The following is a 25,031-nucleotide window of genomic DNA, read 5'->3' on the forward strand; positions in this document are numbered from 1 at the left end:
GCAAGACATGACCGCAGCTATTGTGTCCAAAAACCCTGATATCACCGATGAGATGGTGGAGAAGGCCCAATCCCTCGTCGGGGTGTGGCTGAGACGAGACGTCCACGTGCCAACGTACGCCGAGTCAATATCGCCGATCGACATTCGGCGGTGGGCGGAATACAGCATGGGGGACGACAATCCCCTGTACTCCGACCCGGAATACGCCGCCCACTCATTCTGGGGCGGACAGATCGCCCCGCCGACCTTGTTATACACAATCGATTCGACGATCGTCGCCCCTGGATTCCGTGGAATCCAGTGGATCTACGGTGGTACACGCTGGCAGAACTATGTGCCCATTCGGGTAGGGGACAAGATCACCGCACGGGCGCGCGTCGTTGGAATGCATGAGAAGGTGGGCAGACACGCCAACCGTTTCTTCGTCCAGGTCGGCCAGACTGTATTCGAGAATCAGCGGGGTGAACTCGTGTCAGTCGCGGAGAGTGATGTACTCCGCATCCCGCGGAGCAACTCGGGAAAGAACTCCGGTCTTCGCGGATTTGAGGACCGCAACGAGCCGCCGAGCTACACCGACGAGCAGTTGGAAGCCATTCGGGACGCGTACCTCACCGAGGAGCGGCGCGGCGCGGAACCTCGGTACTGGGAGGACGTCGCAGCCGGCGATGAACTAAGCCCTGTGGTGAAGGGGCCGCTCACACTCGTTGACATCATGGCGTTCTATTCGGGACGTCGCAATACCTATCCTCCTCTCAAACTCGCGGCCCTCGATCGTGAGCGCCACCCAGGGAATGTATACCACTCGCCGACGACGCGCATTCCAATGCACCCCGCCGCTGGCCACATGGACAACGAGATCGCTCGGGAGATCGGGATGCCCCGCGCCTACGACCAAGGGTGGCAGCGCGCGAACTGGGGATGTCATCTGATCACCAACTGGGCGGGGGACATGTCCTTCATTGAGTCGCTCAACCACAAGCTCCTCGCGCCCAACCTCGTCGGCGATACGACATGGATGAAGGCCACAGTCGTGGGCAAACGGGTTGTCGGTGATCGACACCTCGTCGATATCGAGTTCCGGGGCATCAACCAGGACGATCGCGTCAACGTCGTAGGGGCCGCTACCGTGCGGCTTCCATCGAAGAATGTCCAAGACCTTTTCATGCTGTCGGACAGGAACAAGCGATGAGCGACAACTGGGAGGCACCGCTGACTGGACTCAAGGTCTTGGACTTCACACACGGAGTCGCCGGACCTTATGCATCGATGCTCCTTGGCGACCTAGGTGCGACGATCTGGAAGATCGAGCGCCCGCGTCGCGGTGACCCCACCCGATACATGAATGTCAGCGACAAGTTCGCCTCCGGCGCGGAGGAGTTCGGCGGTGACTACTTCCTTGCCATTAACCGCAACAAGCGTTCGGTCGGCATCGACCTCAGCCTGGCTGCGGGAAAGGATCTGGCCCTGCGACTGGCTGCGAAGGCGGATATCGTCCTGTCAAACTTCCGTCCGGGAGTCATGGACCGTCTGGGCTTGGGTGCGGATGCGCTCAGAGAGGTAAACCCGGGGCTGATCGTGGCCGAGCTGTCCGCCTACGGTGTAAGCGGAGAGTTGGCCGGTCAGCCTGGAATGGATGTTGCCATTCAGGCGCGTGCCGGGGTCATGTCCATCACGGGCTACCCCGATGACAAGCGCCCGGTGAAACCCGGGGCATCTATAGCGGATTTCGGTGGTGGCGCTCACTTCACTGTGGCGATTCTCGCCGCCCTGCACAAGCGGACGGCTACCGGGAAGGGCTCGACCGTCCATATCTCGTTGCTGGATGCTATGGTCTCGTTGCTCATGAACTACTCCGTCGCCGTAATCGATGGTGGCGCAGACATCGGACCCATGGGTTCAGGACATCCGCAGTTGGCGCCCTTCGCGGCCTTCGACACCGCGGACGGGCACATTGTCATCGCAACGGGGACAAACAAGCTGTTCCGATCCTTGTGCCAACTACTGGAGCGCGATGACCTCGTCGCAGACCCCCGGTTCGAGACCAACGTGCACCGCGTGCAGAACCGCGACTTGCTCGAAAAGATCCTTAACAACGAGATGGCTGCCAAGGCAACGTCGGAGTGGCAGGCGATCTTCGAGAACGAAGGGATCCCAAGTTCGCCCGTGAATAAGTTGAGCGAGGCGTTCCATGAGCCTCAGCTGTGGTCGCAGGGTCTGATCGCCAGCATCGAACACCCCAAATACGGCGAGATACATCAGGTTGTGGCCCCGTACCTCATCGATGATCATAGGATGCCGATCGAATGCCCTCCGCCTACGCTAGGCGCAGATACCGCCACGGTTTTGATCGATGAGCTCGATTTGTCTCCTGACGAGCTGAGTGGGCTCAGGAACGCCCAGGTGATCTAGGGATTTTGATGTAATGCCCCGATGACGGGCGTCTCGAGGCAACTAGCGCAGGGAGCGCGCTTCGACGGCGTGTGATCCGATGTCGGTTATCGACGGTATTTCCTTGCCCATAGCCTCAGGCCTTGACGGACACTCCCGTCGCTTCGACGGTCCGAACGAATAAGGATTCCCATGGAAACTAACCCTAACCTCGACGTTCTTTCGCCCTCCGCGCCAAAGGCTTCCGGCCGAGGGGGACGCTCGCTGTGGCGCGTGATCGGTTCGGCCACCGCTGGCACGTTTATCGAGTACTACGACTTTGCGATCTACGGATCGTTGGCACCGATCATTGCGAAGGCTTTCTTCCCCACTGCAGATCCGGTCGTGGGGTTGCTGAGCACTTATGCGGTATTCGCCCTCGCATTCGTGGCTCGGCCACTCGGAGGTTTCATCTGGGGACCCATTGGCGACCGAATAGGGCGCAAGCGTGTACTTGCGGCCATCATTCTGCTTATCTCGGTTGCGACTGTCCTCATCGGTTTGACACCGGACTACCACGCAATCGGTGTGGCGGCTCCGATCTTGCTCATCCTGCTGCGCCTGGTCCAGGGCCTGTCGGCTGGGGGAGAAATTACAGGTGCTGCCATCTTTGTCGCCGAGCACGCTCCGGATCGACGCAGGGGGTTCCTCGTGAGCTTGTTGCAGGTCGCCACAACAGCAGCGTTCGTTTCGGGAATCTTTGTCGCGGCGACGGTCGCAACCCTGATGACGGACGACGCGATGCAATCATGGGGCTGGCGCATCCCGTTCCTCCTGGCCGGCCCACTGGGCGTTGTCGGTTTGTACATCCGCTTGAAAGTCGACGAGACGCCCCGCTTCCAGTCTATGAAGCGAGAGGCGGCAGTTGCGCAAACGCCGCTCGCCACGGCGTTGCGGGGTCGCAGCAACCTCATGGAAATGGGTTTTGCCGCCGCCTACTACATGCCCTCGATGGTGAGCTTCTACTTGCTGATGACCTTCATGCCGACCTTCTTGACAAAGGAAATGGGCTTCACCGCGGCGGTCTCCCTCACCATAATCGCGATCGCGGGGTCCATCCAGATGGTCGCTGTTCCCCTCTTTGGCAAGATCTCCGATCACATCGGGCGACGTCTGCTGCTTCGCCTGACAGCGGGCGCCTTTATCTTGCTCACCTATCCCGCATTCCTCTTGCTCAACAGCGGAGAACTTTCCAAGGCGATCATCGGCCTGGTCTTGCTCGTTCTCCCTACGGCCGCCGCTCAGGCGAATAACCTCACCCCTGGACTCGAGCGGTTCCGCACAAGTATCAGATTCACCAGCTCGGCAGTAACTTTCGGGGTACTCGTCGCGCTGTTCGGCGGGACGGCTCCCTATGTCTCGACATACCTCATCGAAATAACCGGGAGCCCGCTTGCCCCAGGCATTTATCTGATTCTGACAATGGTGCCTTCATTGATCATCTCTTTCTTCGTCTCGGAAACATCCGGCCAGCCCCTGCCCGACTAAGGCCGCCGGCGTCAGTAGTGAGGACGGCGCGCCGTCGACCCTCGTCGCGATATCGATCACCGTGACCACAGAGCCTGAACGACAAGGATGGACACACGTGAGACCTGAACTCGATATGCTCTTCGCTGACGCCCCCGGCAGCGAAGAGCTCGATGCCCATGGGCCACGTCACCCGGCAGAAGTCCTGACAGGGTGTCGTCTTACCGACAGTGGCGAGGGCTGGGCCAAAGCGGTGATGCCCGTGCCGGCGTGGCGTGGCGCCGGAGCGGCGACGCTCGGCTCGATGGGAACATTGGCCGTCATCTCCGCAGTTCAGGCGCTCGTGAGCAAACTACCCGACGGATACGGCCTGCGCACCGCAAATCTGCGGTTCGACCAGCTTGACCACCTACCACCCCCAGGCTCGATCGCCACCGGACACGGAGAGTCGAGCGGCGTCCTAGCCCGATCCGGGCTAAGCAGATCAACTTTGAGTGACCTGGATGATCGTGCTTTTGCGGTGTGCACTGGCAGATTCGTCGTTGTTCCCGCGGTGGGCGTGACGACGCCTGACTCGGGAATAGACCAAGACCGCTCCCACCGGCCCCATTCGATGCGGGAGATTGTAGGCGTGCAAGAAACACACGCTGAGACGGACAAGATCACAATCACCATTCGTCCTTCGAATGGACTTTGCAACCAATTCGGAATCGTCCATGGCGGATTCCACATCACGCTCATCGACTACGCGATGCGAGCCGTCCTGTCATCAACTCGGCCAGATCATTATGAGGCGCTTGACCTATCGCTTGTGTACCATCGTCCCGCCAGCCTCCATACAGAACCGAACCTGATATTGCGGGCTGTCATCGACCGCCGCGGCCGACGCATCACCACCGTAACGGCATCGATCGCATCTGGGTCCGGCCTGATTTATACAACCGCACACGGAACATTTATGTCGAACGGCGATCTCTGACGACTGAGCTTGTTGCGGACCCGAGAATGCGGTCACAGCGGCAAATGACCAATGATTGAAAATCGCTCGACCAGTACGGGGGAGCACCACGCGGCGATGGCGTGCCATGAAGAGCAGCGCTTGGATTGATTCTTGAAGTGTCAATGGCCACGGCCTGGCTTGGCTTGTTTGTTATGATCTAGGTACGATGCGATCCAGCAGAGAAGAGGCAAGGGACACGTGAACAATAACTCGCGAATTCCCAGGTATTACGCAGTGTGGCGGATTCTATGGTCCCGCATCACGTCGGGGTACTACGAGGCGGGATCTCTACTGGGAACCGAAGATAAGCTCGCCGAGCAGTTCAAGGTCAGCAGGGTGACGATCCGAGAGGCCTTGGCAATGCTGGAGGCGGAAGGCCTCCTGGTGAGGCGCCGGTCTTTCGGGACGTTCGTCGCTCCGGATGTGAAGCCGCGCGGCGCGGTCCAGTTCACCGGTTATCTCGAAGACATTATCTACCAGTCCGATGCGGCCGAGACCGTCGAATTCTCGACCGAGACCACCACGGACGTTCCCGCAGACGTCAAATCCCTCTTTGGCGGCGAACCTGTGGGTGTCGTCCGCCGATTGCGGATGGCGCAGGGTAAGCCGCACTTGTGGCTGATCGACTATGTCCGTGAAGATGCGTTTGCCGAGTTGCCCGCCGACGAGCTTCGCCGCGGGTCGTTGCTGAGTCTGCTGGATTCGCGGGATTCGGCCCCGATAGATTCCGCACGGCAGGCGATTTATGCGGAGATCGCCACAGCGGAGATCGCCGAGAAACTCGATATTGAGATTGGGAGTGCGGTGTTGTACTCCGAGCGAACCCTATACGACAAGGTCGGGCCGTTGGCGTTTGTCGAGATGTACTACCCGGGATCGCGCTTCAACTTCGAGATCCGCCTCGGCCGCGTGGGTCGCAGTTCTGTTTGACCGATTCCGCCCGATTTAGGAGCGTTTGCCGGGCGCGACGTCCGCCTCGGTGCCTGTCCTGCCGCTGCCGAGGGTTTGTCTCCTTTTCAACACGCCCAAATCGAGAAATCTATTGTCTTATAGTACGTACTAAGATACGGTGGATGTATGCTTCAAGGTCCGTTCGCCGGTGAAATTCCGGCGCCACGGGTGCCTGACTCAAGTAAGGGCTGGCGGCTTTCAAAGAAGAACCTCCGTGACTTCCTACTACTATCGGACGGGACCAAACGATGAGCGACAATACGGCGGACGGACCTATCGTTATCGGAGCGGACCGCAACAACCACCCGGCTCCAGTCGCTTACGAAGGATCCGGCAGTTTCCTTCGCGGCCAGCTCACCTCCTCAGCCTGGAGCGGCTGGTGGTACCAAGAGCCCGCTGAAGAAACTCAAAACTGGGATTGAACGGACACCATGCTCTGGCTCCGCCCCGGTGAACTCGCGATCTGATCCGGCCGGGCTGCGTTCCAGAAGTCCGGCGCATACCAGTCGGGGTGGAGTGTGGAACTGCCGTCGCCAGACCGACGTCGGCGGGTCGCGGCGGTGAGGCGGTCGTCGTCGAGCATTTCGACACTTCCAAAGACCAAATCGTTGGGTTGGTCCCCGAGTCGCATTGCTAGGCCGGATTGACATTGTTAGCGCTAACTTTTCTCTATACAGTTAGAAATGAATCGGGCGCACGGCCTGACTACGCACACCAAGGAAACCATGAAGAACTCAATTCTTGGCCGCACCGGCCTGTCCGTCTCGCCGGTCTGCGTCGGCACTAGCCTTTTGGGCAGCCACGCCGCACCCCATGGCACTGACACGGCCGTAGCCACCATCCGCCGGGTCATGGAAGGGCCCTTCAACTTTGTCGACACATCCAATGAGTACGGCAATGGAGGCAACAGCGAACGCCGCATCGGCCGGGCTCTGGCGGAGGTGGGCGGACTCCCGGAGGGCTTCGTCCTCGCAACCAAGGTGGATCCCATTCGCGGAACCAGTGACTTCTCTGGGGACCGGGTCCGCCGATCCGTGGAAGAAAGCCTGGAGCGGCTCGGCCTCGAACGGCTCCAGCTGGTTTACCTTCATGACCCCGAAAAGATCACCTTCGAAGAAGGCGTCGCGGCGGGCGGACCGCTCGAAGCGCTCATTGAGCTCAAGGACCAGGGCGTCATTGAGCACTTGGGTGTCGCCGGGGGGCCGATTGATCTAGAGCTGAAGTATCTGGCGACGGACGTATTCGACGTGGTCATCAGTCACAATCGGTACACCCTGGTGGACCAGACTGCCGAGCCCCTTATACAGGACGCGATGACCCGCGGGGTGGCGTTCATCAACGCTGCGCCATTCGGCGGCGGAATGCTGGTGAAGGGTCCGGATGCCGCGCCCAACTATTGCTATCGGCCAGCCAGCCAAGCGATTATCCAGCGGGTCCGGGAGATGGAAGCTCTCTGCAACGAATATTCCGTGCCGCTGGCGGCAGCCGCCCTGCAGTTCTCCACTCGCGACCCGCGGGTCAGCTCCACGATCGTCGGCATGTCCGAACCGAGCCGCGTCGAAAAGACCGTCCAGCTGGCCGAATGGGACATCCCGGAGGAGTTCTGGAACCAGGTGCTGCCCCTCGCCGCCGCTGGTACCGGGGAACTCGGTTAGGAGAGGCGGCACGCATGTAGAACCGGCTTCGACCAGGTCTGACCGCGCCGGCGGAGCACCTGGCACTGGGATGAAGTCCCTCCCGTTTCCAGTTGCGAAGGCGTTCACAGAACGCAGCCCGGATGTTCCACGCACTCTTCCCTCGGACGACGCGCATGCCGACACAATGGTGGAGATTAGCGCTCACGTGCGAAGTGGATAAGGTGGATTCATCAATCGATCTGCAGCAGCAACGATAGGGGCAGGGATGACTGTCAAACCCGAGTCCTCCGAGCGGAAAGCCGCGACCATCTATGATGTAGCGGCTCTTGCGCGTGTATCTCACCAAAGTGTGTCCCGGTTACTGAAGGGCGAGAAGGTCTCGGAGGACACCAGGGTTCGGGTCGAAGCGGCCCTGGAGGAACTGAATTATCGACCCAACATTGCCGCCCGCAGCTTGGCGACGCGCCGGACCAACCGAATCGGCGCCCTCATGTACGACATGTCCCAAATGGGCCCTCTTCAACTCATGACCGGAGCCGGCGCTGCGGCACGCAAAGCTGGCTACGTGCTCGACATCGTAAGTCTCGACCCATCGGACGACCGATCGATCCAAGAAGCGATCAGGCTCGTGAATCAACAGGACATCGCCGGAATCCTCGCTTTTGCACCCACGAATTCCATGCTCCGAATGTTGCGGGAGGCTACATTCCGTGTGCCTATTTACTTGGAGCCGGAGAGTGAAAACGACGTCACAGAGAGGCCTGACGTAGGCATCATCGCCGCGGACCAGGCTATACAACACCTTTTGACGCAGGGTCACCGCCAAATAGTCCACATCTCCGGCCCTTTGGACTGGCCATCGGCCAGATCACGCGCGGCCGCCTATTCCCGCGGAATCAGAGAGGCCGGCGGGAAGCCATTTGACTATTTCGAAGGGGATTGGTCCGCGGCCTCCGGGTACGAACGCACCCGCGAGATCCTCGCTTCGGTTCCTGGCGTCACCGCGATTTTCGCGGCAAACGATCAGATGGCGCTCGGTGCGCTGCACGCTCTCGCTGAACTGGGCATCCCAGTCCCCGAAGCTGTCAGCGTCGTCGGAATGGACGACGCTCCGGACTCACGGTTCTACAACCCCTCCCTGTCGACGGTCCCGTTGAACTTCCAAGCGCAAGGGCAGTACGCCTTCGAAGGATTGCTGGCACGGATTGAGGGCCGGGAACGAACCCTGCCACCGGACTACATCAGGACTTCTTTCCTCCAGCGGGGCTCGTCGGGCCCGGCTCCTGGCCGACGCTGAACAAACTTCTGAGGGCCTGCACTCTTCTTCGCAACGGCGAGGCTTCCCGCTCCGAGGTCACATTCAGGACTTGGACTGGCGGGGCATTTTCGTGCCGAAGTGTCCGTTGGTGCACCGTCGGGGGCGTGTCGTTATTTGTTGACTTTCGCTCTGTCCCCTTGCTTCCTGATCAGGGCATCACGAAGGACGCCCGTCTATGTGTTGGGGGACACCCTCGAGCTCATCAGTGATCCGCAAATTCCTATTCCAGGACGCGCCTGAGAGACGACGTCGTCGTACTTGTCGCAGCCTTCCGTTGAACCGTCGTTAGCTCACTGAAACGGGCAGGACTGGCAGCCGGTGCCGGCACTGTGAATCGCCCCGCTGCGCGGAGGGTTCAAATAGGGCAAGGTGTGGGTCTTGCCTCCTTTTGGTTTGTGATGTAGGTTACTCACAACTGTTACCGGTAAAACCTACTTACTGTTACCGGTAACTATGCAAAAAAAGCAGACGATGGAGTTTAGAACATGGCGCCTTTGCCTACAGACAGTTTCGACCGCATCCTCTTCGGAGCCGCGTACTACGCTGAATACGCCCCGGCGGAACGTCTCGAAACGGACCTAGACCTTATGGCGGATGCCGGGTTCTCCGTAATCCGTGTCGGAGAATCGGTCTGGTCCACCTGGGAACCCCGTGACGGCGAATTCGACGTTGAGTGGCTTCGGCCGGTGCTCGACGGAGCCCACAACCGGAGGATCAAAGTCATCCTTGGCACCCCTACTTATGCCATTCCGCCGTGGTTGCAGGTGAAGCACCCGGAGCTGGCCGCAGAACGGGAGAGTGGCGTCCGAGTTCCGTGGGGAGCGCGACAGGAAGTCAACTACTCCAGCACCTTGTTCAAGAGCTATGCCGAACGGATCATCCGCCGCATCCTCGAAACCTATGCGTCCCACCCCGCAGTGGTCGGATATCAGGTGGACAACGAACCGGGAATGATCCTTTTCCACAACGATGACGCGTTCGACGGGTTCAAAGAATACCTGATCAAGCGATACGGCGACGTCGAGACCCTCAATAACGAGTGGGGCCTGACCTACTGGTCGCACCGGCTCACCTCAATCGATGAACTCTGGCGCCCGGACGGAAATTCCTTCCCGCAGTACGACCTGGCCTGGCGGGAGTACCAGGCCGAGATCACCACTGATTTCATCCACTGGCAGGCCCGGATCGTGCGCGAGTATGCGTTAGCGGAGCAGTTTGTCACCACCTGCATTGCCTACCCGCGCCCGGGCCAGCATGACCATCTGCTTGCCGCCGGGCTCGATGTCGCCGCGGGCAACCCGTACTACGACATGCAGGACGGACTCGATCTCCAACGCACCGTCCCGCAGGGACCGGTCTTCACGACTACCGGCGTCGGGCCGTTTTTCCGTCAGGCGGACCGGATGTGGTCGACCCGTCTTGAACCGTTCCTCGTCACCGAGACCAACGCCCAGTCCATCGGGGGTTCGCACCAAAATCTTCCCCCGTATCCGGGCCAGCTGAAACAGGCAGCGTTCGCGTTCGTCTCTAGGGGCGCCCGAATGGTCGAGTACTGGCACTGGCAAACTCTCCGCAGTGGCTTTGAAACCTATTGGGGCGGCGTCCTTCCCCACAGCGGAAAGCCAGGGCGAGTGTATTCGGAACTGGCAGAGCTCGGCCGATCCCTAGAGTCCGTCGGCAACGCGTTGGCAGGGTACACGCCCGACGCCGACATTGCGATCTTGTATTCAAACGCCAGCAAGTGGGCCTTCAACGCGTTCCCGGCGTTGCCTGACGGGAACCGCGAGCCGGACCCTCAATCGTATTACCGCATCTTCGACGCGTTCCACACCGGGATTATCGAGTCGAACCGGCAGGCCCTCATCATCCAGGACACCCAGCTCGAGCACTTGGATGCAGAGATTTTCGCGCGGAATCATCCTGTCCTCATCGTTCCGGCTTTCTATATCGCTTCCGACGCTTCGGTCGCCTGGCTCAATGCCTATGCCTCCTCCGGAGGCCACCTCGTCCTAGGCATCCGGAGCGGCTACGCCGACACCCAGGCGCGGGCCCGCGCCGAAGTCGCACCGCCAGGATTTTCCAACCAGGCAGGTGTTAGCTACGAGGAATACACCCACTTGATTGAACCGGTCAGTATGAGCGGCGACGGGCTGCTTGAACTCTCCCCGGACGCCGCGGGGATGTGGTGGATCGACGGGCTGATCAACGAGGGCGCCGATACTCTGGCCAGCTACGACCACACCGTTTTTGACAGGTTCCCCGCGATCACCACCCGCACCTCCGGGGCCGGTCGAATCACGTACGTCGGCACCGTACCGAACAAGGCCCTTGCCGTGGACCTGTGCTGCTGGCTCGCGCCCCAAGCTGTGGCGGGAGACTGGGCTTCTTCGCCCGCGAACCGAATCACCGTTCAAAGCGGAACAACGCCCGGCGGGCATGTCCGCTTCATCTTCAACTGGTCCGGTGACTCGGTCACCGTCACCGTTCCCGAAACGGTCCGGAACCTGGAGACAGGCGTGACAGTCACCGCGGGAAGCCAACTCGTTATCGAGCCCCGGGGCACACAGGTGCTCGTCCAAGAAAACCACCGCCCCTAACGGCGGACTAACAAGAGAAAGAGAACACGCACATGAAAGCACCAAGAACAGCAAAGGCGCTGGGAGCAGGAGCACTTGCTGCCTCCCTGCTCCTGACCGGATGCGCCGGAGGGGCCAACTCCGCCACGGCACCGGCGGCTGCCGTCTCACAATCCGACATCGACAAAGCCATGGACACGGACACCACACTGAACTTCTGGACGTGGGTGCCGAACATCGACCAAGAGGTTGCCCTGTTCGAGAAGAAATACCCGAAAATCAAGGTCAACATCCAGAACGTAGGACAAGGCCCCGCCCATTACCAAAAGGTCAGGGCCGCCATCTCCGCCGGCCAAGGCGCACCCGACGTCATTCAACTCGAATTCGCGTATGTGTCATCGTTCCAGCTCAGCAACAACCTGCTCGACCTGGCTCCCTACGGCGCCAAAGACATGAAAAACCAGTATGTCGATTGGGTCTGGAACCAGGTCACCCGCGGAGACAAGGTCTACGGGATCCCGCAAGACAGCGGACCCATGGGCAACCTCTACCGTAGCGACATCCTTGCCAAGGCAGGCCTGAACGCAGCACCCAAAACCTGGGACGACTACGCCACCGCGGCCAAGACGGTGAAAGACAAGACCGGCTCCTACATCACAAACATTTCGCCCAGCGATGCCGGTGCATTCATCGGACTCCTGTGGCAGGCCGGGATCAAGCCCTTCAGCTACAGCGGGGGCCAGGACGTCGGGATCGCCATCGACACCGACAAATCCCAGCAGGTCGCCAAGTACTGGAACTCACTTCTTCAGCAGAACCTCGTCGCAAACGACCCGGGCTTCACCGACACCTGGTACCAGGGCATCGCCAATGGCAAGTACGCCGGCTGGTTGACTGGAGCTTGGGGTCCGGTGTTCTTGCAAGGTACAGCCAAGACGACCTCAGGACTGTGGCGGGCCGCCCCGCTGCCGCAGTACACCGCGGACGCCAACGTCTCCGCTAACCTGGGCGGCTCCGGCGACGCTGTCCTGGCCGGCACAAAGAACCCGATCGCCGCGGCCAAACTCGTCGAATTCATCAATTCGGACCCGACCAGTACTGCCCTGCTCAACAGCAAGCAGTCACTCTTCCCAACCAGCACCCCGCTTCTGCAGAACCCCGACTTCACGAAGCAGGAAGCGCCGTTCTACGGCGGCCAGAAGGTCAACGAACTGTTCGCCGGTGTCGCCAACACCGTTGACAAGACGTTTGAATGGCCCCCGTTCATGGACTATGTGAACTCCAGCTTCAAGGACACGCTCGGCAAGGCCATCGCCGAGAAAACCGACCTGGGAGCAGGACTCACCGCGTGGCAGAACGCCATGACCACGTACGCAAAAGCACAGGGCTTCAACGTCAAGTAGCTCCCGTGGGCGGCGCCGTCCGCGGCGCCGCCCATCCAGAACCGTCACACACAGATATGAGAACACCCCGTGACTCAACTAGCGCAGAAACCAACAGCCGTCCGCACCCGCAGTATCAGGACAGCCAAAGTTCGCTCCACGAAAAGCCGGCAAAGCCTCGCGGCCTACATCCTGATCGCTCCGTTCTTCCTCACCTTCCTGACCATGCTGGTAATCCCACTCGGATATTCGGGCTATCTCAGCCTGTTCGCCAGCCGGCTTTTCGGCGGCGAAGTCTTCGTCGGCCTGGACAACTACGTGAGGGCCTTCACTGACCCCATGTTCCTCGGAGGACTGGGCCGAATGGTCCTCTTCCTCCTCGTACAGGTGCCGATCATGCTCGCCCTTTCCTTGTTCCTTGCCTTGGCCCTGGACTCGGCCCGGGCCCGAGGGGGCAAAGTCGCCCGTCTTGCGATCTTCATCCCACACGCCGTTCCCGGCGTGGTGGCCACCCTCATGTGGGGCTACCTCTACGGGAAGGACTTCGGCCCGATCGCCCAGTTTTTCCGCGCCATTGGCCTCGGAGCGCCGGACCTGCTCAGCTCCCCAAACGCCCTGGGCTCCATCATCAACATCGTCACCTGGGAATACGTCGGCTACAACATGATCATCATGTACGCGGCCCTCCGTTCCATCCCCAGCGAACTGTACGAAGCGGCCGAGATCGACGGCGCCGGCCAGATCAGAACAGCCCTCAGCATCAAAATCCCCGCCATCCGACCGGCCATTTTCCTCACAGTCATCTTCTCCATCATTGGGTCCTTCCAGCTCTTCAACGAACCCAATCTGCTCTCACGTATCGCCCCCAACGCCATCAGCGACTCCTTCACACCGAACCTGTACGCCTACAACCTCGCGTTCGTGAACCGCGACGTGAACTACGCCGCCACCATCGCCTTCGCACTTGGAATCGTCATCATGATCATCTCCTTCATCGTCCAGATCTCCCAGCAACGACGGGAACGCAACTCATGAACGCCTCGCCAGCAACCGTCACCGTCAATGCCAGGCGCGTGCCAGGGAAGAAAAGGACTACGGCTTCGGGCAGGAAGCCCAAATCAACGCGCAGTACGGTGCTCACCATCGCCGTCTGGGCGTGCGTGGCCTACTTCCTCCTTCCGCTCCTCTGGCTTCTGATCGCTTCAACCAAATCCAACTCAGATCTTTTCTCCACGTTCGGATATGGCTTCGGGCGCAGCTTCGAGCTCTTTACGAACATCGGCGCCCTCTTCACACAAGACGGCGGGGTCTTCTGGAGGTGGATGTTGAACACGATTCTCTACGCCGGAATCAGCGCGATCGGGGCGGCCTTTTTTGCCACCGCAGCCGGGTATGCCTTTGCGAAGTACCGGTTTCTTGGCGACAAACCGCTCTTCTACGGCGTGCTTGGAGCCATTATGATCCCCACCACCGCTCTGGCACTCCCTACATACCTTCTCTTTGCCAACGCGGGCCTAACGAACACCCCTTGGGCCATCATCCTTCCGTCCCTCGTTAGCCCTTTCGGCGTCTTCCTCATGCGGGTCTACACTGCCGACGCGGTAGACGACAGCCTCTTGGAAGCAGCCCGGATTGATGGTGCCGGCGAATTCCGCATCTTCTTCCAGGTCGGGCTCCGCCTGCTTGGACCCGGCATCGTAACGGTGGTCCTCTTCGCGCTTGTTTCAACGTGGAACAACTACTTCCTCCCATTGATCATGCTGAACAGTTCGGAGTTGTACCCGCTCACTGTCGGATTGGCCCAGTGGCAATCAGCGAGCACTTCGGGCGGAGGAGGATCCCAGGCACTCTTCTCAAGCGTCATCACCGGATCCTTCGTCTCGATCCTGCCACTCGTCGTCGCTTTCCTGTTCCTCCAGCGCTACTGGCAGAGCGGGCTAGCGAGCGGAAGCGTCAAGGGCTGAAACCCGGTCCTTCCTGATCACGCCTCACCGGACCGGCGACCCCGGTGAGGCGCCTAAGAGACCTCCGAATATGGAAGATCCTCTAGGCAACGGGTCTGTCGCCTAAAAAGAACTGCGCCGCGAGTAAACGCTCTGCGATTACTTCGGCAGGGGAGCGAATGAGGTCATGCACAGGCGCAAGAAGATCCAGCGAAATGCCCCGCCACTCCTGGCCGCAATCCCGGACGGGCCTCCTCTTGAGCGCTCTGCTTGAGTCCATTGCCCGGATCCGGGTCGAGGTGTGCGCAATACACGGCGAGCTGAACCGTTACGAGTTCGTGGAAAGGACCGCGGGCAACATCTCAGCCCGCGTCCCAGGCTATGGGCTCATGGTCATCAGACCTTCCGTAGTTTCCTGCGATGCCCTGACGCCCGAGCTGATGGTGGTCACGGACCTGTACGGGCTACCGGTCAAAGCCGCCTGCACCGGTCCGGAAATAGTGGAGTGGGGCAACCCAGGGCTTAGGCCGTCGTCGGACGCCGCCGCGCACGCCTATGTTTACAGGAACATGCCCGACGTCGGGGTAGTGGTCCACACGCACTCTACCTACGCGACGGAGTGGGCCGCGCATGGGGAGCCGGTCCCGTGTGTGCTGACCATGATGGGCGGCGAATTCGGCGGCACCATCCCGGTGGGCCCGTTCGCTCTGCTGGGGCACGATTCGATCGGACGCGGGACTGTTGATGCGCTTCGTACCCCGCATTCGCTGGCGGTCCTGATGCAGAGCCACGCCCCGTTCACCATTGGCAAGGATGCGCGTTCCGCGGTGAAGGACGCCGTCATGCTCTGTTCCAAGCCAAGTGCGGCGGGCTCTCGGATCGGCCTCCTGCGTGAATCAGAAATGTCACAAGGATGGGGGCGGAATCGCGATGAAAACACCATGGACTAAGAGCGCCGGGCGGCCTGCACCAGAATCCGGGGAGTGTCCCGACATGACCTAATTGCCGTTCCCTGAGGACTGCACTGACCGGATCGATTTCTTTATCAGGACAACAAAGCGCCCCACCCACGCGATGCGGATGCGGCACTTCGTGCAAGGAATTTGGGGCGTTGACAGTGTCAACACTTTTGCCGTCGGATTGGGTCGAACATCGGGCGGTTTGGCTCGGATTCCCTGTGTTTCAGGCTGTTGTGTGACAGGTTCCCTGTTGCTGTCACTGGCAACAAAATCTGTAAATTCATATGGGTCAGCTTTGAGGTACTCAATGCGCATTGAGACTTCAATCGACCCCAAACTTCTGCTTACCGGCGTCGGGCCGCGGCCTTGGAGAATCAACCTTCGGGGGAAGAGCCCACCGTCGGCGCATAATGCTGTTCCTGGAACATTAACGCTCAGCGAGCCATATCGAGCTGGCGCGACCCGGGGCTCCTGTGAGGTCCCTCAGGCAAGCATCCCCAAGTGCGCATCGTGGCGAGGCAGAGGATATAGTGCCGTCCACTCTTGCCGAACAGGAATCAAACAGTTGGAGCTGCTCAAGACGCGGATCCATTCGTGTCTATGTTTTTCCTGATGGCCGCCGGCCGTTCCCTCGATTTGTGGGCATTCAGTGAAAATGAGCGCCGCCGATGCTGTCCCGGTTGTCGATGACCGGACTCCTGAGCCTGAGGCGCCGTACTGCGGGTTCGGATGTGGCAAGGCCATGGTGCGAAGAGCCTTAGCCGATGGGGGAGATTTTGCCTAGGTCCACCCACCCCTGTTGTCGACAATGACTTTTGCGGAGCTAAACAACAGGAATGAGAGAGAATCCGCCAGATTTGTCTCATCCAAGCTGTCAGTTCCCACGTCGCGGCTGACAACTGCATTGAGAATGGACACACAGATCTTTGGAGGGTTTTTACGGGTCAGCCTTGGTTGGGTGGCTGCCGGTCCCGCCTTGATCTACTTGAAGGTCAGGCTTTCTTTGCTGCTGGCTTAGGATGCGCGCGTTCCCACTCTCTACGCCGCTCATTGACGAGCTTGATGTTCTTCACGTGAACTCACCTCCATCCAGTCGAAGGGTTCTAACCACAAGCGGCGAACCTGTTTTCTCTGGCTCTGATAGTGGTCGAAGCTGCTTCATCTCTCACTTTGCCGCGCTCTACAGTTATCCGGCGAGCGGGAAACTACCTGATCCGCTACCTGTCTTCAGTGCGGGGGCCGGAGGCCGCGCTTGCGTCTGGCTTCTTTTGCCATGCTTCGACCTCGCGAAGCTGGCCGATTTATCCAAGCTGCTTTCTCCCTATGGATCACTGCCAAGCAGGACGGGAGCCTTACTCATGAGTGCCATCAGCTCATTGTTGCCAGGCCGTCGCTGAACCTGACTACGTGCCGAACCACATCATCCAGAAACGTCCCGCGGAAGAGGATGCCCGACGCCGCCGGCTATTGAAAAAGCCCTGCGCTCCTCATCACGGATTGATACCTGAGGGGTGAGTGGCCAAGGGGGTCACGTCAATGCGCATGTGTGGGAAGAGCGGAAGTTGCCAGAGGACGTTATGGAGGTGTTCATTGTCGGTGACGTCGAAGATGCCGAGGTTGGAGTATTGTCCGACCCGCCGCCAGATGTGGATCCAGACATCGGAGCGTTGCAGTTCCTGCGAATAGGCATTCTCATTTGCGAGAAGGTCAGCTTTGACCTGTGGGGCCAGCCCCAAAGGGAGTCGTACGTCCATCGTTACGGCGAAGAGCATGAAGCAGCGTCTCCTTAGCTTTTCCAATTGAGTCAGGGGAGTGCTGGCCCCGCGAAGCCTGGGGCCAGCACTGGGGGTCAGGCCGGGTCCAGTATGAAGTCGTCGGTGACGTCGCGCCCTGATTCATCGGCGGTGGGCTTTGGGGCGATGATGAGTTCGGGTTTGACGGCCGATGCGATCTCGTCTGCAAAGTGCTCGTCGCCTTGGAAGTACAGCTGTGTGGTGATGCGAAGATGATCGGGGCGGACACGATCAGGTGCAGATGGGCGGGGCGCCAGGCGTGCCATCCTGCTGCGGAGATCAGTTTCCCGCCGGCCCCGTCTGTGGGGATTTTGTACGGGGCTGGCTGAATGGTGTGGATCCTGAAGGTTCCGTTCTTGTCGGTGACGACAGCGCCGCGGAGATTCCATTCGGGCCGGCCGGGTGCGAACTGTGAGTAGAACCCGGCGTCGTCGGCGTGCCACGCCTGGACCGTAGGGCCGCGTTGATCGGCCAGTGGTTTGCGTCTTGCCAGAAGTAGATCAGTCGTCGACTGGAGGGAGCGGGGAGTATAAATTCAGGAGCGTAAGGCACTCATTCAAGGCCCGACCTGCTGCGTCTTCTTTCGGCTCTATCCCGGCGTGAATGGCGGCGTTTCTGGGTTGTGCTATTCGGTGAGTTGCGTCATTTGCTCTGGATCTTGATTCTGAACCAACGTCAAGAGTCCCAAGAAGGCGGATCAACCCGACCAGCCCATTTGCGTTGAGGGCTATTCGGTCTCGGACAACCTCGGATAGGTGGCCCAGCCGCTCATGGAATGCGCGCGTAATTCCAACTTCTACCGCCGTCGCCGCTTCGAGAATGGCAATTCTCCTGTCCTGAGTCCGGCGGGCGCTTAAATGAAGACCCCACTCTTCCGGACGTAGCGAGCCTCCGGCGGCGCGACTTAGAGCGCTGGCTAATGTTGGCGGACTTAAAAGGACAGCTCCAGGTTCAAAGTTTCCAAGTAGCACTGGCCCCCAACCGGTCCCCGGGTCTACGTTGTCATAGGTGCTTAGATACCCGCTAGTTTCGACGAAGTGTTGAAATTTCACCGTCACTAACTGACCGCTCCAGGCTTCGATCCAAGGTAGAGCGCGACCGAATAACTCATCGAACTGTCTACCGATGGCGAGTCCACTTTCCCCGACGGCGGCGGAACTTCCGCCCTCGTGTGGGGATAAGTCGACGCCGAATGCGGCAACGTTGGAAGTAAGCCGCCAGGGGGAGGTGCGTCGGGTCCCACAGTGACATAACCCCGGCCGTGAGCTTGGACTTGTTGCAAGATTGCCGGATGCGCACTTTCCGGCGGTCTCAAGAAGGATGCTGAGTCGGTTTTTCCGGAAGCATGGGTGTGCTCAGGACCACTCAGCCTGAAGGTAATTCAAACCGGTAAGTCTGTCCGAGGGTTTCCTCGGACACCAAAAGCTTGCCGGGGAGTCGAACAAAACCTCGATGAGTACCCATGTGTGAGTCGCTCATAGCCAGCCGGGGGAGTGTAGGGCCTGAATACAACGGTTGCGACGAGGTCGTCGGCTATATCCGGACTAGTTCTACGCATCGAGCTAAGTGTGGTCCTCCCTGTCCTCATAGTCCATGGCTTTTTGGCCGCGTCGGGGATAAGGGTCGGATTTGAACTGTGCCTAGGTGATACTCGGCCTGCTTGGCTTTCGAACTCCCAACGCGGAGCGGGCATCGGTGCGTGTGGAGAATTCCCCACGGAGCCAACGCACAGCATCGGACTTGAGCTGCTCATTGTCGGTGTCGTGTCCTTGCCAGTATTTGGCGATCACTTCGGCGAAGCCGTAGCCGCCCGTGAGTTCGGAGAGTTCGCTGAGGTTCCGCCGGATGATGCTCTCAACGGGCGCCCCGGTGTCCCGGGATTCGGTCAGGGCTTGGGACACGAAGCGTCCCACGATACTGGGCATCGCGCCGCCGTCGGGTTTGGCCCGTGAGGCCATGTTCCGCATGAGTTCGGTGTAGAGGCTGCGGGCTTGTCCGCCGGTTGCGTGAAGTCTGCGGTCGGGGGAGGCCCGCATGGACGGTGACGAGTTTTTGCCGGAGCCGTAGTCGCCGACGAGCTGCCGGGCCACGGCGTCGTTGATCCGGTTGATGTCGCACAGGAGTGCTTTGACTTCGTTGACCCGTCCTACCTGGACGTGTTGTTGTCCCATCCGGGGAACGACGCCGGAGCGGAGTGATTGGAGGAGGGCATCACGTTCGCGTGGTCGGATGGTGGTCTGAGGAGGGGTGGTCATGCCAGAAGCTCCACGGTGTTCCTTTTCGCGCTAGTGGCGACATGGAACAACTACTTTTCCGACCTTGATCAGGGACGCATCCATCGCGCCGTGGAGCAATCCTGTCATCGGCGTCGCACGACTGAAGTAAACATGGGCGGCGGGAAGACCGAGATCGGTGGGCCCCGGATGCCCCGCCAGGGGCCTCATCAGTCGAGAGCCACCGTGCGAAAACCACAGTTCCCGGAGGACGAGTCCGGTGTGTTGGAGGTTCTGGCGGCGACGCGGTAGCGGTTGCAGTAGGAGTCGTGGCAGAGGTAGGACCCGCCGCGCATGACGCGGCCGGCGCCGATGGTGGGGCCTTGGGGGTTGTGGGCGGGGGAGTTGCGGTAGTACTTGGGCAGGAACCAGTCCGCGCACCATTCCCACACGTTTCCCGCTACTTCGTAGAGTCCGTAGCCGTTGGGCGGGAAGGATTTGACGGGGGCGGTGCCGACGTGGCCGTCTTCTTCGGTGTTCAGGGTGGGGAAGGTGCCTTGCCAGATATTGCAGCGGTGTTCGCCATTGGGGGTGAGTTCATCGCCCCAGGCGTAGCGTTTCCCGGCGAGCCCGCCGCGGGCGGCGTACTCCCATTCGGCTTCGGTGGGCAGGCGGCGCCCGGCCCAGGCGCAGTAGGCCAAGGCGTCGTGGTGGGAGACGTGCACCACCGGGTGTTCCGGCGTCGTGCTCCAGTGTGAGTCCGGTCCGGCGGGGTGGGCCCAGTCGGCGCCGCGGACGTTCAGCCACCACGGCGCCCCGGCTGCCGTGCCGAGGATCTCGGTCCCGGGCGCCTTCACGAGCAGGTGGAACACTGCCGAGGTTTCGTACTGCTCCGCTTCGGTGCGGTAGCCGGTGTCCTGGACGAACGCAGCGAACATCCGGTTGGTGACGGCCGTCGCGTCGATCCGGAAGGCGTCCAAGCGCACCTCGTGGACTGGGGTCTCGCCGTCGGCGGGGTATCCCTCGCCGAATGGATCGCCCATGGCGAACACGCCGCCGGGAATCAGCACGTCCTCGTGCAGGGCACGCGAGGCTGCCAGCGGGGCACCGCCGTTGACGGCGACTACCGGAAGGGAGCGTCCGACGTCGGGCCGTTCTGTTGCGTTGTGCTCTCCCGCGAGGGTGACCCGTTCCGGAGCGCGCGGCGCGGCGCAGCAGCCGCCGGCCGCGGCGCCGTGTGTTCCGCTGTTTTCGATCATTCCTGTCCTTTGGACGTCTTCCCGATGAGCGTCTGGAGCCGGCGTTCCGTTGCTTCGAGCCAGGCGATGAGGTTGGACACCATGTAGTGTCCGCGTTCGTTTTGCATCAGGAACCACTCCATGGACCATTGTCGCTCCTCTGCGGTGGCATCGGAGCTGACCAGCACCTCATTGAAGGTCCTGTCGATGCTGGCTTCGCGTTCTCTTCGGTAGGCCAGTTCGATCCGCACGAGTTCGAGCGCTTTTTCCGGTCCTGAGCTTCCGGCGAAGCGGAGGCGCACCTGGAAGTCCGGGTCAAGCGGGCGGGGTGACGGTATGTAGGGGGAGTCGATCCATTCCTGCAAGGTGGAGCGTCCGGTATCGGTGATCCGGTAGAGCTTGGCATCGGGACCGGAGCTGCGCAGATCCAGGAACTGGGTGGCCCACCCCCATTCCACCAGCTTGCCTAGCTGCCGGTAGATCTGCGAGGTCTTGGCGGTGTATCCGACGAACGGACCGTGTCCCTCGAGCCACTTCCAAGCGTCGTAGCCTGTGCGGTCCCCGGTGGAGAGTAAGCCCAGCAGAATGACCTCCAGCCGACCCAACGACACTTTCGCCTCCTTAGGGCGCTGGGTAGAAGCGCCTTTGAGGAGGATATCGGTTGTGGGGGTCATTCCGTGCTCATCATCGCTTCGTACCGCTTGCGCATGGCGGCCCGGTCGTCCGCCGATACGGGGACTTGCGCGTGCCACGAGACGTGGGTGGCGCCGTTCTTGGGGTGCAACCGTTCCATGAGGTCCTCGGCAAGATGGGCGCGCCCGGTGTTCTTCAGATGCGCCATGTAGTCGCCCGGCTGGTTGTACAGGGTGGGCCCGGCCTGTAGCGCGCCCTGCATGGGGTCCGGGAGGGCGCCCGGAGTGCCTGCATAGAAAGCCAGCCACTCGAACAGGTGGGACCGCATTTGCATGGCGAGGTCCGGTTCGATGTCAATCAGGTTGTGGGTGAGGTAGGGGTCCTCGGTAACGTTGAACAGCGATTCCCACTCGGCACGGAAGCAGCCGGGGTGGTAAGTGCGGATGTACAGGTGGTCGCGGGTGCGGACTGCCCGTTGGTAGGTGTGGGCTCCGTGGCCCCACACAAGGTAGGGGCGGGATTCGAGTGTTCCGCCCCGGACGGCTGCGGCGTAGGACTGGCCTTGCCACTTTTCGGGCTGCTCCAGGCCCAGCAGATCGAGGATGGTCGGGGCGTAGTCGATGTTGTAGAGCAGGGCGTCGTTCCGGCTCGCGGCGACCCCGGGCTGGTCGGTGATGCCCGGCCAGTGAATGATCATCGGTAGCCGGTGGACCGGCTCCGAGGCCAGGCCGTGTTCGGCGTAAAGGCCGAGCTCGCCAAAGGATTCGCCATGGTCGGAAGAGACGATGATGGCCACGTCATCGGCCAAGCCCATTTCTTCGATCCGGCGGCGCAGGCGGCCGAATTCGGAGTCCCAGAAGTGGATGGCCCCGTCATAGCCGTTGATGAGGTGCTCAAAGTCGGCCCGGGTGCGGATGGCGTCCGGCATGTTGTGCGGGACGCGTGACTTCCGCGGAGCACCTGAGTAGTGAAGATCCAGGGCGCTGCGCGCTCCGTACACTTCGGCGTGGGCATCGATGGCTTCCTGGTCCGGCCACGCCGGGGCAGGACCGGAAGCGGCAGCTTTGGCCGTCCAGGATTCATCCTGCAGGTAGTCCGTGTGAGGGTCCCAATACGTCACGTGCAGGTACCAGTTGTCCACGTCGCGGTGCCGCTCGATCCAGTCGACGGCGGCATCGGTGATCATGTCGGCCGGTTCATCTCCCATGTCCGGAGTGACCTGCACGTTCTCCCTGAAGTTCCCCATGAAGTAGTAGGCCCGGTGCCGTTCGGCAAAGGATGAGACCGCCGCGCACGTGTACCCGGCGGCGTTGAGGGCCTGCCCCAGCAAGGGGCGGCCCGGGTGGGGAGCATGCCCTGCGTCCAGGCGGAAACGGGAATCGTCACCGAAGTGGCCGATCACGCCGTTGCTGATGCCGTGCTGCCCGCTCGTCAGCGCTGTGCGGGAGGGCAGGCACGGTGAGTCCGAGCAGTAGTATCGGTCGAACATGACGCTGTTCCGGGCCATGTCATCCAGGTTCGGTGTGATCTTGCGGTCGTAGCCGTAGGGCCCGGTGTGGTCGGGACGGAGGGAATCAACGTCCACGTAAATGATCTTCATCGATCTTGTCCTGTCTTGTGCTGGCGGTCTTGTTCTGGAGGTCCGGATCGGACCGGGCTGCTTCTGCAGCGTTCAGTCCACATTCGGTAAGGTCTCACAATCGTTATAGCACTAATGGAACTGTTTTTAACAGAGTCTTACCGGTAAGAAGTGCAATTCAGCAGGTCTATCTATATGCAAAGTTTTATAGAAAAGGCCTTGTGTGTTGGATCACAACCTGCCATTCTGTAGCTAACTGTTCATCGTGGAGCAGAAGGCACCGAGCATCGACGCTTCGGGTGCCTCCCCAGCTGAAAGGACGTAAAGATGCGTTTCACCAAAGCAGGTGTGGCAGTGACACTCACTGCAGGCCTCGCGCTGACCGGCTGCGCCAGCGGCGCCGTCAGTGGCACCTCGCAAACCTCCAAGAGCATCACCCTGGGCAACATCCTGGCGCCGGCCACCTTCGAGGCGAGGAACATGAACTGGGGAAACCAGTCGGTCTACGCCCAGGCGGTGTACGACGGGCTGCTGAAGCCGGCACCCAACGGCAAGGATGTCCAACCGTCCCTGGCAACCAAGTGGGAATACAACGCGGACAAGACGGTATTGACCATGACCCTGCGGGACGGCGTCGTCTTCTCGGACGGGACGCCGTTCACCGCAGAAGTCGCCGCGCAGAACCTCCTGCGTTTCCGGGACGGCACCTCCCCGCAGAAGTCAAAGGTCGCAGACCTGGCCGATGCCAAGGCCAAGGACAAGACCACCCTGGAGATCACGCTCAAGCGGACGAACCCGGCGTTCCTCATCTATCTCGCCCAGGCGGCCGGCCTGCAGGAGAGCCCCGCCGCGTTCGGCAAGGCGGATGCGCAGACCAATCCGGTCGGTTCCGGCCCGTACACCCTGAACACCAGCCAGACCGTGGTCGGCACGTCCTACAAGTTTGAGAAGAACCCCAAGTACTGGGATACGAACTCGGTCAAGTACGACACCCTCACGATCAACGTGTACACCGACGCCACGTCCGAGCTGAATGCCTTACGGGGCAAGCAACTGGATGCCGCAGCGGTAGGTGATAACAGCATCCTTCCGCAGGTTGAAGCAGCCGGCTTCAAATCCAGTGGTCAGAACTTGAGTTTCGCCGGACTCCTCCTCTTCGACCGTGCCGGCAAGTCCAACCCGGCGCTGGGCAATGTGAAGGTCAGGCAGGCGATCAACTATGCCGTCGATGCGAACGCCATGCTGAAGGTAGTCGGCCTGGGACGCGGCGAGGCCGCCGGGCAGGTCTTTCGTCCCGAATCTCCCGCCTACGAGGGAACGCTGAACTCGACGTACAAGTTTGACCCGGACAAGGCCCGCAAACTCCTGGCCGACGCGGGCTACGCCGGCGGACTTGAACTGACGCTGCCGACATCGCCGTTATTCCCGAAGTCTCTGTGGCCCCTACTGCAGCAGCAACTGGGCGACGTCGGTATCAAGGTCAAGTACGTGGACACGGGCACCAACATGATCGCGGACCTTCAGGCACAGAAGTACGGACTCTCCGTCTTCACCCTGCAACGGGACTCGAACGACTGGCAGTTGATTAGCTTCATGATCGCGCCCAACGCCACCTGGAACACCTTCAAGTACCAGGACCCCAACGTCGACGCGCTCCTTGCCACGATCCGGACGGGGAGCGACGCGGACAGTGCCGCGGCCCTCAAGAAGTTGAACGAATACGTTGTTGACCAGGCGTGGTTCGCTCCGTGGTATACGCCGACGAACTATTTCGTCACCAATGCCGGCACGAGCGTTGAACTGAACCAGGGCAATGTCTGGCCCAACCTCTGGAACATCACGCCCAAGGCCTGAGGCAAGGGCGGGGGCCCTTTGACGCGGGTCCCCGCCCAGCCATTCCCACGAATCGAGAGAT

Annotated in this window: 19 protein-coding genes and 1 pseudogene; 14 read left to right on the plus strand and 6 right to left on the minus strand. The window is 60.7% G+C overall.

From position 1 onward, the window contains the following. Positions 1–7 precede the first annotated feature (7 nt). The 13 genes from ACSKT0_RS09990 (at position 8) to ACSKT0_RS10050 (ending at position 15,651) form a co-directional block, all read left to right on the plus strand. A complete protein-coding gene (locus ACSKT0_RS09990; RefSeq protein ID WP_437773592.1) occupies positions 8–1,189 on the plus strand; it encodes a MaoC family dehydratase in 1,182 nt (393 codons plus the stop codon). Next, complete coding sequence (locus ACSKT0_RS09995) at positions 1,186–2,409, plus strand: CaiB/BaiF CoA transferase family protein (protein WP_437773593.1); 1,224 nt, start codon at positions 1,186–1,188, stop codon at positions 2,407–2,409. The genes ACSKT0_RS09990 and ACSKT0_RS09995 overlap by 4 nt, the downstream gene beginning before the upstream one ends. Positions 2,410–2,580: 171 nt before the next feature. Continuing rightward, on the plus strand, positions 2,581–3,915 hold the full coding sequence (locus ACSKT0_RS10000) for an MFS transporter (RefSeq protein WP_437773594.1): 1,335 nt from the start codon (positions 2,581–2,583) through the stop codon (positions 3,913–3,915). 97 nt (positions 3,916–4,012) lie between these two features. Beyond that, a complete protein-coding gene (locus tag ACSKT0_RS10005; protein WP_437773595.1) occupies positions 4,013–4,873 on the plus strand; it encodes a PaaI family thioesterase in 861 nt (286 codons plus the stop codon). Between the two features lie 219 nt (positions 4,874–5,092). Continuing rightward, positions 5,093–5,824 (plus strand): GntR family transcriptional regulator, encoded by a 732-nt coding sequence (locus ACSKT0_RS10010; RefSeq protein ID WP_437773596.1) that lies wholly within the window; start codon positions 5,093–5,095, stop codon positions 5,822–5,824. Positions 5,825–6,093: 269 nt separating this feature from the next. After that, entirely contained in the window at positions 6,094–6,267 is a 174-nt protein-coding gene (locus ACSKT0_RS10015) for a hypothetical protein (RefSeq protein WP_437773597.1), read from the plus strand. Between the two features lie 261 nt (positions 6,268–6,528). After that, the gene (locus ACSKT0_RS10020; protein WP_437773598.1) at positions 6,529–7,500 is read left to right on the plus strand and encodes an aldo/keto reductase; all 972 of its coding nucleotides are present in this window, start codon (positions 6,529–6,531) and stop codon (positions 7,498–7,500) included. Positions 7,501–7,747: 247 nt separating this feature from the next. Continuing rightward, positions 7,748–8,779 carry a LacI family DNA-binding transcriptional regulator gene (locus ACSKT0_RS10025; RefSeq protein WP_437773599.1) on the plus strand — a complete coding sequence of 344 codons (1,032 nt, stop codon included), beginning with the start codon at positions 7,748–7,750 and terminating at the stop codon, positions 8,777–8,779. Between the two features lie 506 nt (positions 8,780–9,285). Beyond that, on the plus strand, positions 9,286–11,397 hold the full coding sequence (locus ACSKT0_RS10030; protein ID WP_437773600.1) for a beta-galactosidase: 2,112 nt from the start codon (positions 9,286–9,288) through the stop codon (positions 11,395–11,397). A gap of 32 nt (positions 11,398–11,429) precedes the next feature. Then, positions 11,430–12,779, plus strand: a complete 1,350-nt coding sequence (locus ACSKT0_RS10035) for an ABC transporter substrate-binding protein (RefSeq protein ID WP_437773601.1) — start codon at positions 11,430–11,432, stop codon at positions 12,777–12,779. Positions 12,780–12,848: 69 nt separating this feature from the next. Further along, a complete protein-coding gene (locus ACSKT0_RS10040; RefSeq protein ID WP_437773602.1) occupies positions 12,849–13,793 on the plus strand; it encodes a carbohydrate ABC transporter permease in 945 nt (314 codons plus the stop codon). Beyond that, on the plus strand, positions 13,790–14,722 hold the full coding sequence (locus ACSKT0_RS10045; RefSeq protein WP_437773603.1) for a carbohydrate ABC transporter permease: 933 nt from the start codon (positions 13,790–13,792) through the stop codon (positions 14,720–14,722). The genes ACSKT0_RS10040 and ACSKT0_RS10045 overlap by 4 nt, the downstream gene beginning before the upstream one ends. Before the next feature lie 194 nt (positions 14,723–14,916). Next, positions 14,917–15,651: a class II aldolase/adducin family protein gene (locus tag ACSKT0_RS10050; protein WP_437773604.1), complete on the plus strand. Its 735-nt coding sequence runs from the start codon at positions 14,917–14,919 to the stop codon at positions 15,649–15,651. 1,499 nt (positions 15,652–17,150) lie between these two features. Here the strand turns inward: ACSKT0_RS10050 and ACSKT0_RS10055 are convergent. The 6 genes and pseudogenes from ACSKT0_RS10055 to ACSKT0_RS10080 all read right to left on the minus strand — a co-directional run bounded on the left by ACSKT0_RS10055 (position 17,151) and on the right by ACSKT0_RS10080 (position 23,137). Beyond that, complete coding sequence (locus ACSKT0_RS10055; RefSeq protein ID WP_437773605.1) at positions 17,151–17,432, minus strand: muconolactone Delta-isomerase; 282 nt, start codon at positions 17,430–17,432, stop codon at positions 17,151–17,153. Positions 17,433–17,509: 77 nt separating this feature from the next. After that, positions 17,510–17,988, minus strand: a pseudogene (locus ACSKT0_RS10060) (hypothetical protein). A gap of 1,105 nt (positions 17,989–19,093) precedes the next feature. Next, positions 19,094–19,708, minus strand: a complete 615-nt coding sequence (locus ACSKT0_RS10065; RefSeq protein ID WP_437773606.1) for a BREX system ATP-binding domain-containing protein — start codon at positions 19,706–19,708, stop codon at positions 19,094–19,096. Positions 19,709–19,896: 188 nt separating this feature from the next. Beyond that, positions 19,897–20,925, minus strand: a complete 1,029-nt coding sequence (locus ACSKT0_RS10070; protein WP_437773607.1) for a formylglycine-generating enzyme family protein — start codon at positions 20,923–20,925, stop codon at positions 19,897–19,899. Beyond that, positions 20,922–21,578: a PadR family transcriptional regulator gene (locus ACSKT0_RS10075; RefSeq protein ID WP_437773608.1), complete on the minus strand. Its 657-nt coding sequence runs from the start codon at positions 21,576–21,578 to the stop codon at positions 20,922–20,924. The genes ACSKT0_RS10070 and ACSKT0_RS10075 overlap by 4 nt, the downstream gene beginning before the upstream one ends. Continuing rightward, complete coding sequence (locus tag ACSKT0_RS10080; protein WP_437773609.1) at positions 21,575–23,137, minus strand: sulfatase family protein; 1,563 nt, start codon at positions 23,135–23,137, stop codon at positions 21,575–21,577. Before ACSKT0_RS10080 ends, ACSKT0_RS10075 begins: the two co-directional genes overlap by 4 nt. Positions 23,138–23,443: 306 nt before the next feature. On the opposite strand from ACSKT0_RS10080, the gene ACSKT0_RS10085 reads away from it, so the two are divergent. Further along, positions 23,444–24,970 carry an ABC transporter substrate-binding protein gene (locus tag ACSKT0_RS10085; protein ID WP_437773610.1) on the plus strand — a complete coding sequence of 509 codons (1,527 nt, stop codon included), beginning with the start codon at positions 23,444–23,446 and terminating at the stop codon, positions 24,968–24,970. Positions 24,971–25,031 lie beyond the last annotated feature (61 nt).

It is taken from the genome of Arthrobacter sp. KNU40, assembly GCF_051515115.1.
Classification (GTDB): domain Bacteria; phylum Actinomycetota; class Actinomycetes; order Actinomycetales; family Micrococcaceae; genus Arthrobacter.